This window comes from Psychrobacter sp. APC 3279, from assembly GCF_030407795.1.
Classification (GTDB): domain Bacteria; phylum Pseudomonadota; class Gammaproteobacteria; order Pseudomonadales; family Moraxellaceae; genus Psychrobacter.
This window is the reverse complement of record NZ_JASDCR010000059.1, coordinates 1-644: the sequence shown is the minus strand read 5'-3', so window position 1 is coordinate 644 and position 644 is coordinate 1. Positions and strand designations below refer to the sequence as shown.

Sequence of the window (644 nt, the reverse complement as noted above, 5' to 3'; positions counted from 1 at the left end):
TTCGCGTTGCATCGAATTAAACCACATGCTCCACCGCTTGTGCGGGCCCCCGTCAATTCATTTGAGTTTTAACCTTGCGGCCGTACTCCCCAGGCGGTCTACTTATTGCGTTAGCTGCGTCACTAAGTCCTCAAGGGACCCAACGACTAGTAGACATCGTTTACGGCGTGGACTACCAGGGTATCTAATCCTGTTTGCTACCCACGCTTTCGAGCCTCAGTGTCAGTATGATGCCAGGAAGCTGCCTTCGCCATCGGTATTCCTTCAGATCTCTACGCATTTCACCGCTACACCTGAAATTCTACTTCCCTCTCACCTACTCTAGCCTAACAGTTTCAGATGCAGTTCCCAGGTTAAGCCCGGGGATTTCACATCTGACTTATCAAGCCACCTACGCTCGCTTTACGCCCAGTAATTCCGATTAACGCTTGCACCCTCTGTATTACCGCGGCTGCTGGCACAGAGTTAGCCGGTGCTTATTCTGCAGCTAATGTCATCGTCTCCGGGTATTAACCGAAGAGTCTTCTTCACTGCTTAAAGTGCTTTACAACCAAAAGGCCTTCTTCACACACGCGGCATGGCTGGATCAGGGTTTCCCCCATTGTCCAATATTCCCCACTGCTGCCTCCCGTAGGAGTCCGGGC

At 51.7% G+C, this 644-nt stretch carries 1 rRNA gene; it reads right to left on the bottom strand.

Annotation, left to right across the window (positions count from 1 at the left end):
• Window positions 1-644, bottom strand: a 16S ribosomal RNA gene (locus QL898_RS13805); the annotation flags it as partial.